Source organism: Bacteroides sp. Phil13 (assembly GCF_001940965.1).
Taxonomy (GTDB): domain Bacteria; phylum Bacteroidota; class Bacteroidia; order Bacteroidales; family Bacteroidaceae; genus Bacteroides; species Bacteroides intestinalis.
Genome location: NZ_MSHA01000083.1, coordinates 115082 through 128516, shown reverse-complemented (window position 1 = coordinate 128516; position 13435 = coordinate 115082). Strand labels below are relative to the sequence as shown.

The 13435-nt window shown below is 41.3% G+C and carries 14 protein-coding genes and 1 riboswitch; of the genes, 8 read left to right on the top strand and 6 right to left on the bottom strand.

The features are described 5' to 3' along the window. Window positions 1-151: 151 nt before the first annotated feature. Window positions 152-502, bottom strand: a complete 351-nt coding sequence (locus BWI44_RS16130; RefSeq protein ID WP_138292772.1) for a DUF1622 domain-containing protein — start codon at window positions 500-502, stop codon at window positions 152-154. A gap of 375 nt (window positions 503-877) precedes the next feature. On the opposite strand from BWI44_RS16130, the gene BWI44_RS16125 reads away from it, so the two are divergent. Then, window positions 878-2515 carry a rhamnogalacturonan acetylesterase gene (locus tag BWI44_RS16125; RefSeq protein ID WP_502688840.1) on the top strand — a complete coding sequence of 546 codons (1638 nt, stop codon included), beginning with the start codon at window positions 878-880 and terminating at the stop codon, window positions 2513-2515. A 235-nt stretch (window positions 2516-2750) separates the two neighbouring features. Beyond that, window positions 2751-4592 (top strand): LruC domain-containing protein, encoded by a 1842-nt coding sequence (locus BWI44_RS16120; RefSeq protein ID WP_278706277.1) that lies wholly within the window; start codon window positions 2751-2753, stop codon window positions 4590-4592. Window positions 4593-4937: 345 nt separating this feature from the next. Here BWI44_RS16120 and BWI44_RS16115 read toward each other — a convergent pair whose 3' ends face one another. The 3 genes from BWI44_RS16115 to BWI44_RS16105 form a co-directional block, all read right to left on the bottom strand. Continuing rightward, entirely contained in the window at window positions 4938-5318 is a 381-nt protein-coding gene (locus tag BWI44_RS16115; RefSeq protein WP_231582423.1) for a DUF5597 domain-containing protein, read from the bottom strand. A 42-nt stretch (window positions 5319-5360) separates the two neighbouring features. Further along, complete coding sequence (locus tag BWI44_RS16110; RefSeq protein WP_278706278.1) at window positions 5361-5852, bottom strand: hypothetical protein; 492 nt, start codon at window positions 5850-5852, stop codon at window positions 5361-5363. Window positions 5853-5939: 87 nt separating this feature from the next. Then, window positions 5940-6647 (bottom strand): beta-galactosidase, encoded by a 708-nt coding sequence (locus BWI44_RS16105; RefSeq protein WP_286815021.1) that lies wholly within the window; start codon window positions 6645-6647, stop codon window positions 5940-5942. A 171-nt stretch (window positions 6648-6818) separates the two neighbouring features. Here BWI44_RS16105 and BWI44_RS16100 point away from each other — a divergent pair, with 171 nt between their 5' ends. Then, window positions 6819-7067 carry a hypothetical protein gene (locus tag BWI44_RS16100; RefSeq protein WP_195209501.1) on the top strand — a complete coding sequence of 83 codons (249 nt, stop codon included), beginning with the start codon at window positions 6819-6821 and terminating at the stop codon, window positions 7065-7067. Between the two features lie 104 nt (window positions 7068-7171). Here the strand turns inward: BWI44_RS16100 and BWI44_RS16095 are convergent, their stop codons facing one another. After that, window positions 7172-8044 carry a mechanosensitive ion channel family protein gene (locus tag BWI44_RS16095; RefSeq protein WP_117707899.1) on the bottom strand — a complete coding sequence of 291 codons (873 nt, stop codon included), beginning with the start codon at window positions 8042-8044 and terminating at the stop codon, window positions 7172-7174. A 133-nt stretch (window positions 8045-8177) separates the two neighbouring features. Beyond that, window positions 8178-8274, top strand: a riboswitch (TPP riboswitch). Window positions 8275-8308: 34 nt separating this feature from the next. On the opposite strand from BWI44_RS16095, the gene BWI44_RS16090 reads away from it, so the two are divergent. The 3 genes from BWI44_RS16090 to BWI44_RS16080 are packed head-to-tail and all read left to right on the top strand — an operon-like array spanning window position 8309 to window position 11970. Beyond that, window positions 8309-10618 (top strand): TonB-dependent receptor, encoded by a 2310-nt coding sequence (locus BWI44_RS16090; RefSeq protein ID WP_195209502.1) that lies wholly within the window; start codon window positions 8309-8311, stop codon window positions 10616-10618. Window positions 10619-10621: 3 nt separating this feature from the next. Further along, on the top strand, window positions 10622-11224 hold the full coding sequence (pnuC, locus tag BWI44_RS16085; RefSeq protein ID WP_118422793.1) for a nicotinamide riboside transporter PnuC: 603 nt from the start codon (window positions 10622-10624) through the stop codon (window positions 11222-11224). Window positions 11225-11262: 38 nt separating this feature from the next. Next, the gene (locus tag BWI44_RS16080) at window positions 11263-11970 is read left to right on the top strand and encodes a thiamine diphosphokinase (RefSeq protein WP_044155166.1); all 708 of its coding nucleotides are present in this window, start codon (window positions 11263-11265) and stop codon (window positions 11968-11970) included. On the opposite strand, the gene BWI44_RS16075 is transcribed toward BWI44_RS16080, so the two are convergent. Then, a complete protein-coding gene (locus BWI44_RS16075) occupies window positions 11906-12820 on the bottom strand; it encodes a DMT family transporter (protein WP_007667481.1) in 915 nt (304 codons plus the stop codon). The genes BWI44_RS16080 and BWI44_RS16075 overlap by 65 nt on opposite strands. Window positions 12821-12947: 127 nt before the next feature. On the opposite strand from BWI44_RS16075, the gene BWI44_RS16070 reads away from it, so the two are divergent. After that, window positions 12948-13139 carry a hypothetical protein gene (locus BWI44_RS16070; protein ID WP_007667482.1) on the top strand — a complete coding sequence of 64 codons (192 nt, stop codon included), beginning with the start codon at window positions 12948-12950 and terminating at the stop codon, window positions 13137-13139. Next, a complete protein-coding gene (locus BWI44_RS16065; RefSeq protein WP_044534146.1) occupies window positions 13124-13435 on the top strand; it encodes a type II toxin-antitoxin system RelE/ParE family toxin in 312 nt (103 codons plus the stop codon). The genes BWI44_RS16070 and BWI44_RS16065 overlap by 16 nt, the downstream gene beginning before the upstream one ends.

The window sequence follows — 13435 nt, the reverse complement described above, 5'->3', positions numbered from 1 at the left end:
CATTGCAAAGATACGGACTTTCAGGATATCTCCAAATTTCCAAGACTAAACGGGGACATTTATAACATGGTTTAATAGAATAAAGGAAGTTGTTAACTATTCAACTTCTTTACGTTAACAATTAACATAAAGAAGTTCACTTTCTACAGCATCATTGATCTTTTTCGCTTTCACCCTCCAGATCCTTGATTTCTCTGTTCAGGAAGACGGATAAGATAGTTCTCAGAACAACTATACCACCTAAAATAGCCAGTTCATTCAAAGTTGGTTCCAATACTGTTTTTAAAATATCTGATGCGATTAAGAATTCAAGTCCGAGCAACAAATAAGTTCCGAAAGTTGCCCGTAGTTTTCGGATGTTAGTAGTCGAATACTTACCCGTGAACCTTTTGAACTCATTGATCAGAAAAGATATTATTCCGATTAATGCTCCATAGGTGACAATTAGAAGACTTGTCACACTGATTATTGTAGCTAATGTATTTAAGAAAGTAGTAAGCATGCCGATTGAAGTTTATTAATATAACATTGCAAAATGCTTTAATGTTTGATTTTTATGAAAAAGCTTTGATACCGGTCTTTGCAGATATCAGGTACCAGCTCGCAACAGCGCAACGATAGGTGCCTTACCTGCAATGTAAGTATGGGATATTCATTTGTTCCTGAAAAAGATGTAAATGGTGGATATTTCTTCAACCCGACAATCGATTCCAAGAAAAGCTCCGTCACAACTCAATTTCAATTAAACTGGGGATTCTATTTTAAAAGAATCCCACTTGAGTGTACAAAAAGACAGTAATTATGAATAATATTCCATTTACAGAAACCTATATTTCGCCTACTTTTGCACAAACAAAGAATTTAAGGTTATAAAAAAATGGATAAACACACATTTTACAGTTATTTGATAGTAGGTATGACATTTGCCTTTGGATTGTCTGCACAAGCTCAGAACAAGGTTACTGCACCCATGAAAGACGTCAACCAAGTTATTGACAACACACTGGACAGTTTAAATAAAGCCCACACAGCAAGACCTGTAGCAGGGTCAAGTAGAAAAGGAAATAATCCCGTTTTATTTTTAGTGGGTAACTCTACTATGCGTACCGGAACCTTAGGAAATGGTAATAATGGACAATGGGGATGGGGATATTATGCCGGCGATCATTTCGATTCAAATAAAATCACTGTAGAAAATCATGCATTGGGGGGAACAAGCAGTCGTACCTTTTATAACCGTCTCTGGCCGGATGTTATTAAAGGTGTCCGGGCAGGAGATTGGGTTATTATTGAACTGGGACATAACGACAACGGCCCTTATGATAGCGGTCGTGCACGTGCCTCCATACCAGGTATCGGTAAAGACAGCCTGAATGTCACTATTCAGGAAACCGGAGTACAGGAAACTGTATACTCTTACGGAGAATATATGCGCCGTTTCGTACAGGATGTAAAAGCAAAAGGTGCCCATCCTATCCTATTCTCCCTGACTCCCCGCAATGCTTGGGAAGACAAGGATAGTACGATTATCACACGCGTCAATCACACTTTTGGTCTATGGGCCAAGCAAATAGCCGAAGAACAAAAGATTCCATTCATTGATCTGAATGATATCACTGCCCGTAAATTCGAGAAATTCGGCAAGGAAAAAGTCAAGTATATGTTCTATTTAGACCGCATTCACACCAGTGCTTTCGGAGCAAAAGTAAATGCTGAATCTGCCGCCGAAGGTATTCGGAAATATGCAGGTCTGGAACTGGCTAACTATCTGAAACCGATTGAACAAGATACGATCACTGGTTCCAGCCGAAAAGAAGGATGTCCGGTAGTATTCACCATTGGCGACAGTACAGTCAAAAACAAAGACAATGATAAAAACGGTATGTGGGGCTGGGGAAGCGTAATAGCCGAGATCTTTAATCCGAAAAAAATATCGGTAGAGAATTGTGCTATGGCAGGACGTAGCGCCCGTACTTTCTTGGACGAAGGACGTTGGAACAAGGTTTATAATGCACTTAAACCGGGAGATTTCGTATTAATCCAGTTCGGACACAATGACGGAGGAGATATCAACACAGGAAAAGCCCGCGGTGAGTTACATGGCTCAGGAAACGAAAGTAAAGTCTTCTTAATGGAGAAGACCGGAAAATACCAAGTAGTCTATACCTTTGGCTGGTACCTCCGCAAATTTATTATGGATGCCCAGGAAAAGGGGGCGATTCCCATTGTTTTAAGCCATACACCCCGCAATAAATGGAAAGACGGACAAATAGAGCGCAATACCGAGAGTTATGGCAAGTGGACACGTGAAGCGGCAGAAGCAACCGGTGCTTACTTTATAGACCTGAATAAACTATCTGCTGATAAACTTCAAAAAGCAGGACCTGAGAAAACTGCAGTTTACTACAATACAGATCATACACACACTTCTTTGAAAGGAGCACAAATGAATACCCGAAGTATTGCAGAAGGATTAAAAACTACAGATTGTCCACTGAAGAAGTTTTTGAAATAGAAATTATATGAAAACATGTTCCTATCACTGCTATAATACACTCTTTTTTCACTCCAAACTTGTAAAAAATGAGTAAAAGAAAAAATATATTCACCTAAAATAACAAAGAATCATTTTTCTTCGTATAATTGCAGATTATTATATTCATAATCTTATGGGGAAAAGATTTTTATTTATTGCTACTTGCATAACTTCGGCACTATTACTAGCAACAAGTTGTTTAGAAAAAAATGATGTGTATGTTAAAATTCCGGCAGACCAGTTCTTCGATTTTGACTTAAACCAGAAGATAAGCCTGTCTGTGGACTATGGTTTCAAAGGAAAAGACTATGTTGTCTTATTCGACCTCTACGACGAAAATCCGATAATAGAAAATGAAAACGGGGAACTTATCAAAAAAGACCTCTCTCCCATTTATCGTGCCGCCACAGATAAAGATGGCAAATTTTCCGGCGAGATACAAATTCAGTCTGCTCTTTCGGAGGTTTGGTTATATTCAGAGTATGCCGGAACACTCTCTCCCATTCAGTTAGAAATTACCGACAACTCTATCATGTACAATCAGGAGAAGTACATTGCAAAAGCAACAACCCGAGCCTTAACACCCAACAATCATCAATATCCTGACGGCTGGCTAACCTTGGGTGATTGGAGTGCCCTCGGAACTCCTACTTATCTAACACCAGGCAGAGTGCTGCCTGATGCAAAAACGCTGTATAATATAAATGAGATATTCGTCAAATACAATGGAATTGCCATGGAACAAAGGGATTATGGAAAAGCATTTTTCGCTCCTGGTGTTAGCTCTGAGATAAAAGTTATCAAATCCACAAAAGTTTTCTTATGTTTCATCAACAGTTCCGCTGCCTGGAACAATAGTGTTGGCTACTTTAGCTACCCTACCGGACAAGAGCCCCAAAGTATATCAGAAGTGCAAAGAATCATTGCATTTCCCAGTGCCACGTCTATTGCCCAGAAAGGCGCAACGGGAGCATTGGTTAGTGGAGACAGGGTGCAATTGAAATATTGGGATGGAGAAAAATTCCAAGATGAATTTCCGGCAGGGGTAACCATCGGATGGTGGTTACAAGGAATGGGATTCAATGCAGGAAATATCATACATAAAGTAGAGGGAAGATATAATAGCTTCTCACTTCCACACTTAAATTCGGACAGGATACAACGAAGTATTTCATTAAGAGAGCCAGACTCTGACCAACTTGTAGCTATCGGGTTCGAGGATAATAATGACTATCGTTACAATGATGCCACTTTCTATCTACAAATAGAGGAAAAGGGAGCAATAGACGAAAGTAACACACCTACAATACCGGATGTAGGAAATCCGCCAAGTAATACGGAGAACTTCATTACATACGAAGGCACATTGACTTTTGAGGACCTTTGGCCATGGATGGGAGACTATGACATGAATGATGTGATGGTAGACTACTCATGCAAGGTATACAAGAACACGGCTAATAATAGAGTATATAAAATTGAGAATCAGTTCATTCCACGTCATAATGGTGGTACGCTTCAATCAGGATTTGGTTTTCAATTGAGTAATGTCTCATCCGGTGATGTTAGTAATATAACGATAGATGGAGCCAAGCAATCCCAATATATGCAAGGAGCTAATCAAGAGCCCGGACAGAGTCATCCTACTTTCTTATTATTCGATGACATCAAAGATGTACTTGAAAAGACAATCACAATAAGTTTTGAATTGAACGATCTTGTGGAAGCAAATGTGGTGCCTCCATATAACCCATTCATCTTCGTAGAATCGGATAAAGGCAGGGGAAAAGAAGTACATTTGGTAAAATATCCTCCGACAGACAAGGCTGATTTCAGTCTATTCGGTACAGGAAGCGATGCTTCACGCCCTGAAGAAGGCCTTTACTACGTAATGAACAGACTTAAATTCCCCTTTGCTCTGAATTTAGCAGGTATTAAAGATTTCCCTACACCCGATGAGAGTGTAAGAATCGACTTAGCTTATCCTCAATTCAACGATTGGGTACAGTCTGAAGGCAAAACTAATAAAGATTGGTATAAGCATCCTGCACAATAGAGTTAGAAGTTTAAGGAGTAGGAGTCCATAATCCCATTAATAGAAAGCCGAATCATAGAGGAGAAACCTGATATGCTCCTTACTTTTTCCCCTAAGGCTTTAATATTAATGTCATTATGCTATAAACAAAACTTCATTTTCCGGCTGGGGGCTGTCCGTCCCGCAATTACGGACTGCATAGCCCCTGTATGGAAAACATAGAGCCCGCAACTGCGGAACAAAGTTTTGCTGCAGGCAAAAGAACAAAAACAATAAAGCAAAGACCGATTTTCATACGACCTTCTTTTCATCCTTCTTGTTGCTCTCAAGCAAAGAACCAAGAGCCTTTGGAAGAATAATGCGGAGTTACCCTCTGTTTTCTTTTAAGACAGAGGCATTTACAGGGATTTGCGCACAAATCCTCATTTCTCTACCGGAATAACTTTGATGATTACTGTCGTTATAAGATCTGGAGACCTTTCCGGCATCTGTGTAAACAGAAGGCATTTTCACTCCTCCCACGCCTTGCATAGCTTCATCACCTCCCAGATATTTTAACGTTTTCCATTCACCATCTACAAAGTATCCCTCTCTCAGAGTCCCATAGCTAATCCCCGGACGTTTCCTATCCTTCGAATTGAAAGACACATTTATGCCATAACCGGAAACTAAAAATTCATCTTCCGATAACCGGATTACAAGACCATATCCTTCATAAGGCTCAGTCGCATGATAATGTATATTCATTTCGTAGTCACCAAAATCAATTTTATCACTTCTGTTCTCCTGTTACATAAAACCTCTCATTTGTCCCGTTCCATGTTTTTTTACGATCAATGGCATTAGATTCTTCAGTACTTTATATGCTTCTCTCAATGGATGTTTTTCATTATAAACGCTATAATTATCTATAGCAAAAGGAGAAAAGCATATAGCATCATATTCAGCCAAGGTATAGAATGCCTTGGCAGGGCCGCTCCATTTTTCCCCTCGGAATAAAGCCACAGCCTCAGGAACGAATATCGGATTATCGTTTCTATCATATTCCTTCAATTTAGATATATAATCTTCATTATAATTATCCACTGCAAGGACATCTATTGCAGGTGCAGCCAATTGGTAAATATCAAGCATTCTGGCATTTGGTCCTCCACTTGGATATTTTCCCGGTATGGGGTCTTTAGGATAAATAGTCCATGCATTAACAAACAGAGGTATCGGGTAAGCACTCTTTCCAGCAGATGCTACCTCCTGGATATGGCAAGCATAATTCCACCCCATAAATATCTCATCCGCCAGGCTATTGCTCTCATTTCCAAACACATCTTCCCAACTCCCCTTCAGCTTCTTTCCATGGGCTTTCCACTGTTATATAATCTCCGGCAAGATTCTCTTCTCGTTTTTAACAATGTATTTCATGAGCTGTTCCGGTACATCTTTTTTAAACAGAGTCTCCGCCATAATTGAACGATCCCTACTATCCCCCAATATACCAACTTCATTCTCTACCTGAACCATTAACACAGTTTGCTCCTCACTATCTATCTGCCTGATGTGGTCCATCAATTTATAAAATGCTTTTGATTCTATATTAGTCAGAGCTGAGGTAAAGTTAGGCAGATATGGAAGATTTTGTCCCTTCTCGTCTCTCATGCGCGGAAAGCGTTTGGTATCTTTCATCACCCAATAGGGCGCATATCCCGAAGTTCCATTTTTCCAACTTCCAAACCAAAGAAAGACCAACTTTAGATCATATTTCCTAGCCTCTTTAATCAGACCATCTACAATGGCAAAATCATATCGGCCTTCTTCCGGTTCCAATTGTTCCCAGGTTATTGCAAGCAAAACCGTATTTAAATTTAGTTCTTTCAAATGCTGCCATTTCAGTGCCATACTTTCAAGGGTAGATGTACTCGAATTCATAAGCTCTCCAGCAAGCATAACATAGGGTTGGTTATCCAATAACAGTTGCTTCACCCCATATTCGTTTGTCGCCAACTTCGGCAAATCATGTGCCATAAGACTAAAGTTTGCTGAAAGTAAACAAGACAGGAAAATACTAATTACCTTTTTCATGATATTATTACTTCTTAAATAAACTCTTCAGTTACTATTTGACAATAATACGCGAGGAACATTAATAATGCCATTAATTCTTTATTAACCCAGAAAGGAATTATTATTTTTTATATGAACTAACCATTCATGACAGACGTTATACCAATAGAACTTTAAAGACCAACGATCATGGAAAAGTATCTGATTCATAGTAATGAGTTGCATTTCATCAACAAGGAACGCATTCACAGGGAAGTAGAGAAAATGGTAGAGTCATTAGACATGGCAGCAGGTTCCACCGAAGGGTTCGATCTGTATACCGTAGTAGAAAGTTATTTCACTGATCTCGAAAAGCGAAGGGAAATCAATCGCTTACTACATATAGAGAAAGATGAATGCGAAACCATAGAGGAAGAACTCGGAGTATATGAAATGTGATTTACAATAAAAACTATCACGAGTATTAATTATAAAGAATAAGGGGCATAACAACAACTTGCTATGCCCCCTATTCTTTTACAGCAATCAGTTCCAGACTACTATCAGTCCTTTGATTGATGTACTGTCAGTTGTGGGAAAGGGAAACCGATACCTTCCTTATTGAATACAGAATAAATGGTCTTGTTCATATCGAAGTAAACTCCCCAATAATCTCCACTCTTTACCCAAACACGGATAACAACATTTACACTGCTTGCATCCAAAGCATGAAGGGCTACAAAAGGTGCCGGGTCAGCAAGGATACGCTTATCTTCAGCAATAATCCGTCTAACAGTTTCTTCCACCTTATCATAGTTCTCACCATATTCTACGCCAATTACCCAATCCACACGGCGGGTATCTTCACGGCTATAATTGGTTACTGTACCACTGCTCAAGGCTCCGTTCGGTATATAAATCACTTTATTATCAGCCGTAGTCAAAATCGTATGGAAGATTTGTATCTCACGTACCGTACCTGATACCCCCTGACTTTCTATCCAGTCCCCCACCTTGTAAGGACGGAACAAGAGAATAATCAAGCCACCCGCAAAATTCTGTAGATTACCGGACAAAGCCATACCAATAGCCACACCAGCAGATGCCAGCAAGGCAGCAAAGGAGGTTGTTTCTACACCCAGCTTACCGATAACGGCAATAATCAGCAAGATGGTCAGAAGGATATTTACCAAGCTCTTTACAAAGCTTTGAATACCAGCATCCACATGACGCTTTGCCAACAGTTTGGAAACCATCTTCTTAATGAGAGAAATAAGGAAACGTCCAATGACAAAAATTAGGATAGCCCCAATAATATTTCCACCGGCAGCTACACCCCAGTCTATTAATTGTTGAAGAAAGACTTGCAATTTACTAAAGCCTTCTTCTACTACAGTTCCATCGGCAGGAATTGCCGTTTGTAATAACACTAACATAATATTTGTTCGTTTGAAGTTAATAAAATCATTATCTCCCAATAATTACAGGAGATTACAAAATTAACAAATATTTCCGGTTATCGTTCACTCGATTTGCGTGTTTCAGCGAAAACACTTAATTTTGCCCCTGATTTCAACTAAGGGGTGCCCTAATATGACGGGCTGAGATCATACCCATTGACCTGATCCGGGTAGTGCCGGCGGAGGGAAAAGAAGAAAAGTTCCCCTTTTCTGTATTAATCTTTAATAGTTAAAATTGTAATGAGAAAACATGCAATGGCGGCCTGCCTGTTGATGGCAACGCTGAGTGTCTGTGCGCAGACGCATGAGAAAGACAGCTTGCGGGTGATAAACCTGCAGGAAGTAGAAGTTATCTCTACCCGTGCCACGGGAACCACACCTGTGGCGTTTACCAATGTTAGTAAAGAACAACTTAAAAAACAGAATTTCGGGCAAGACCTGCCCTATTTATTAAGCATGATACCTTCTGCCATTACAACAAGTGATGCAGGAGCCGGTATCGGTTATACCACCTTGCGCATACGCGGCACAGATGGCACACGAATCAATGTCACCGCCAACGGTATTCCTATCAATGATGCAGAAAGCCACACCGTATTCTGGGTAAACCTGCCTGATTTTGCCTCTTCCGTAAAAGACTTACAAGTGCAACGAGGCGCAGGTACTTCCACCAATGGTGCAGGTGCCTTCGGTGGTAGTATCAATATGCAAACAGGAGATTTTTCATTGAAACCGTATGCTGAAATCAACGCATCTTACGGCTCATTCAATACTCACAAAGAGACAGTGCAAGTAGGTACCGGACTTATCAACGAACATTGGTCTTTTGACGTACGGCTATCCAATATCAGTTCGGATGGTTATATAGACCGGGCATCCGTTGGCTTAAATTCCTACTATGCCCAGGGTGGATATTATAATGACAACACATCGGTGAAACTGATCACTTTCGGCGGAAAAGAGCGCACTTATCATGCATGGAATTATGCCAGCAAAGATCAAATGGCAGTATTCGGACGCCGTTTCAATTCTTGCGGATATATGTATATTGAAGATAAAAGCGGAGGGATACATCAACCGGAGATTGATTACGATTATGGTGTCAAAGAAGCCGATCAACTGATCAAAAATGGTGGCACTTTCCACTTCTATGATGACCAGACAGATAACTATGTACAAAAGAACTATCACTTGTTAGTCAACCACACCTTTACTCCGCAATGGCGTCTGAATGCCGGCTTACACTATACCACAGGAGATGGATATTATCAGGAATACAAGATTGGACGTAAATTGGTAGAATATGGCATGAAACCCTATGAAGTAAGTGGAGAAAACGTAACCAAAAGCGACCTTGTTCGTAAAAAAGCAATGGATAACTGGTTTGGTGGAGGAATCTTCTCCGTAAGTTATACCAATGACCGACTGAACGCTTCACTGGGTGGCGGTCTGAATCGTTATGATGGCGACCATTTCGGTAAAGTACTGTGGGTAAAGAACTATCTGGGGCAACTGAATCCTGATAATGATTACTACCGCAACAACGCTACTAAAAATGATGGAAATATCTATCTGAAAGCCAACTATGAGTTAGGTGGTGGTGTCAGTGCATACGCCGATCTGCAATACCGTCACATCACCTACAAGATGCATGGCCGGAATGACAAATGGAACGATGATACGAACGCACTTCAAACCCTGCATATTGAAGATAAGTTCGACTTCTTCAACCCGAAAGCCGGTTTGTTCTGGCAGATCAATACTAACAACCGTCTATATGGTTCATTCAGTGTAGCCCATAAAGAACCTACGCGCAATAACTATACCGACGGAAAGTTAACCGAACATCCCAAAGCAGAACGCTTATTCGACTATGAACTGGGATATACCTTTGCCAACTCATGGTTAAATCTGGGCGCTAATCTCTATTACATGGATTATAAAAACCAACTGGTATTGACAGGCGAAAAGAATGAAATTGGCGAAGCTGTAGCAGCCAATGTACCCGACAGTTATCGCATGGGTATAGAACTCATGGCTGGATTGAAACTGAACTGTGGTTTCCAATGGGATATCAATGCCACCTTTAGCCGTAACCGTGTAGAGAACTTCTCCGAAACACTGTACGAATGGGAGGACCCTACTACCGAAGCCTGGAAAATAGATCGTGGCAATACTCCTATCTCTTTCTCACCGGACTTTATTCTGAACAATCGTTTCAGTTATACGTATAGAGGATTTGAAGCAGCCCTGCAATCCCAATACGTCAGCAAGCAGTATATGACCAATGCTAAACGTGATGACCAAATATTGGATGCTTACTTCGTTAGCAATCTGAACCTGGCATATACCTTCAAACTGCCTCGCATGAAGTCAGTCATAGTGGGTTGTACGATATATAACCTGTTCAATGAAACATACGAAAATAATGGTTTCGCAGGTAGCGGATATTCCCTCAATGATGCAGGAGAAAAAGAACGTTACAGCTATGCAACCTATGCTGCACAAGCCGGAACCAATGTACTGGGACATATCTCTTTGAGTTTTTAAAGCATGGAACAAACTCTCGAAATTATCGGAACCATCGTTGGTCTTGTCTACCTCTGGTTAGAATACCGGGCGAGTATCTATCTTTGGATAGCGGGCATCATCATGCCTGCTATCTACATTTTCGTCTATTACGATGCCGGACTGTATGCTGACTTCGGAATAAATATCTATTATCTGGGGGCGGCCGTCTACGGTTGGATGATGTGGAAATACGGCAGTTTTGTAAGACGAAAACTTCATCTACGTATCAAAGAAGGACAGCAGGAACTTCCCATTACCCGTATGCCAATGAAATATTACCTACCCCTCGGCATTGTGTTCGTCGTTACTTTTGTCGGCATTGCCTGGATACTCATTCGTTTTACCAACAGTAATGTACCCTGGCTTGATTCTTTCACCACTGCCCTCAGTATCGTAGGCATGTGGATGCTGGCACGTAAATATGTAGAACAGTGGTGGGCATGGATTGTGGTGGACATTGTCAGTGCAGGCCTCTATGTTTACAAAGACCTCAATTTCACAGCAGGACTGTATGCTCTTTATACAATAATCGCTATCTTTGGCTACTTCAAATGGAAGAGGATGATGGAAAGAGTGGTAGAGTGATAAGGTAATAAGGTGGTAAAGTGATAAAAGAAACAATGATGAAAGAAAATAATAATAAGAATTCAGTGGAACTTTGTGTTCTCTGTGGTGAACCGGAAGCAGTAATCTTAGCCAATGGTGATTATCCGACCCATCCTATACCTTTGCAGATACTGGCATACGCTCCTTATATCATTTGCTGTGATGGCGGTGCAAATGCTTATATAGATCGCGGCAACGTACCTGATGTTATTATCGGTGACGGAGATTCCCTGAGTGAAGAAAACCGCCGGAAATACAGTCATATTCTTCATTACATCTCCGACCAGGAAACCAACGACCAAACTAAAGCCGTAAACTTCCTTTTATCACAAGGTAAAAAAAACATCGCTATCGTAGGAGCCACAGGCAAACGGGAAGACCATACTTTAGGAAATATCAGCCTGCTCATTGATTATATGCGTACCGGAGCTCATGTCCGCATGCTGACCGATTATGGTATTTTCATTCCCTGCCATGACACCTGTTCTTTCCCCAGCCAACCAGGGCAACAGATTTCGATCATAAACTTTGGTGCCCATAACCTGCGAGGTGAAGGCTTGGTATACCCTCTCAGTGACTTCACTAACTGGTGGCAAGGTACACTGAACGAAAGCACGGAAACAGAATTCACCATTCACGCAGAAGGGGAATACTTGGTAATTATGAATTACCTTTCCTCTCCGCTACCTCCACAAAGTACACACTCAGACATATCATTCCGATAGCCACCCCCTGTTCCCAGGTAAAGCGGTCTTGCCCCACGATATAAGAAACGACGGTCGTCACAATCAGTATCAGATAGCCATACATAGCCACTACGGTTGTCTTCAGATATTTCAATCCGATGGGCATCAACCAATAACTAAGGTAAGTAGGAAAAATAAGGATGAACGCCAAAATCATCCACGGCATCCAGTGCCAGGTTCCATGTGCTGCGTCGGTGAACAACGGCGCGTCCCAGCCCAGGATAGTAGATATCACCAGACCGGACAACGCCGCGCCCCCAAACACATATTTCATTACGGTCACCAAGCCGATCTCTTCCAGCAATTTCTTACTCAGAATCAGATAAATGGCAAAGAACACCGAACTGAGCAGGCACAACATATTACCTGTAAAGGCATCATGTGCCAAGTCATCGCTGCCTTGAGTCAATATACACAGCAATGCACCACCGAAACCGAGGGAAATACCGATAATTTTCATCAGTGTAGCCCGCTCGTGCAGAAAGAGAACGGAGATAAGAAATACCCAGATAGGTTGCAGGGAATTGAATATGGCACTACTGACAGGCGTCGTCTTACTGATACCCAGCAAATAGCAGAACATAAAACCATACATGCCGAATGCTCCCAGACAAAGTAACCCGATACGCTGCCGCCGTGTGATAGGTGCTTCTTTCACAAACCAGCCTGTCACCCAGAACGCTATAGCAGCAAAAGTACAACGCACCGTGACACCCGTCAATGCACCTATCCACACGGGCAGCAGGAATTTCAGGGCATTCATATTCAATCCCGCAAATATTCGCGAGACTACCAAACTTAAATTGGCCTCCAGTTTCTTATCTTTCATTCGGATATCGCAATTTTGGTTTCAAGGCAGAGAACGCAGGGAAAAGAAAATTGTTCAACGTGCATGGATATTCCAAAACTATTCGTATCTTTAGGATGTTCTATGAAAAACAAAAAAGGATAGCCCTATGAAAAGTAAAGAAGAAAAAGACACACTGCGTACCGAAACGCAAGATGAACCTAAGAGCAAAGAACAAGTGCTCGTATTCTCTCATCAACTGCGCCGGGAAGTTGAAACTGCCTGCTGCCAATTGGATAACCGCGAAGGACAGAATAACTTAACAATAAACAAGGAGGTAGCAGAATGGCTAAGCAAGTAATATGGTCGCTCGTCGCCAAGAAACAGTTGAAGGAAGCATTCCAGATACTAAAACTAAAGAATGGGAATAATGAGGTTGGTGAAGTGCTCTATGTACAATTACAGAACATATTGCACCGCATCAGCATGAATCCGTTCATCGGACAAACAACAGAAGTAGAAAATATACGCTACATCATTCCTCACCCGGGATATACACTTTTCTATCGACATAGCCTCAAGAAGATAGAAGTTGTTGTACTATGGGACAACCGACTAAAGATGGGGGAACTGAAAGTAATCTCCAAAAAGGAATGA